The following is a 713-nucleotide window of genomic DNA, read 5'->3' on the forward strand; positions in this document are numbered from 1 at the left end:
TGCGGCAGCCAGCTGCCGAGTTCGAGCCCCTTCTTCGTCGCCTCGCCGGTCTGGCGCGCGGTCATCTTCGCGTAGATGTCGTCGACCAGCTTGCGGAACGCCGGATCGAGACGATTGCGCGGATGCTTGAACGGCACCTTGATTTCGGCGATCACGCGGCCCGGATTCGACGACAGCACGAGAATCCGGTCGCACATGAACACCGCTTCCTCGATGTTGTGCGTGACGATCAACACCGACTTGATCGGCATGCGGCCCTGCGTCCACAGATCGAGCAGGTCGGTACGCAGCGTTTCGGCGGTCAGCACGTCGAGCGCGGAGAACGGCTCGTCCATCAGCAGGATGGTCGGATCGACGACGAGCGCGCGCGCAAACCCGACGCGCTGGCGCATCCCGCCCGACAGCTCGCGCGGATACGCGTTCTCGAAGCCGTCGAGACCGATCAGGTCGATCGCGGCCAGTGCGCGTTCGCGCCGCTCGCGCGCGCCGACGCCGAGCGCCTCGAGCCCGGCTTCCACGTTCTGCAGCACGGTGAGCCACGGGAACAGCGCGAAGGTCTGGAACACCATCGCGACGCCCTCGGCCGGGCCGCGCAACGGCTTGCCGAGATAGGTCACTTCGCCGTCGGTCGGCTCGATCAGGCCGGCGATGATGCGCAGCAGCGTCGACTTGCCCGAGCCCGATCGGCCGAGCAGGCCGACGATCTCGCCTTC

The 713-nt window shown here is 67.3% G+C and carries 1 protein-coding gene; it reads right to left on the reverse strand.

Features of this window, described 5'->3' with window-relative positions:
• A partial coding sequence (locus WT53_RS01420) for an ABC transporter ATP-binding protein (protein WP_156447841.1) occupies positions 1-713 on the reverse strand: 713 nt, incomplete at both ends.

It is taken from the genome of Burkholderia sp. MSMB2157WGS (genome assembly GCF_001532755.1).
Classification (GTDB): domain Bacteria; phylum Pseudomonadota; class Gammaproteobacteria; order Burkholderiales; family Burkholderiaceae; genus Burkholderia.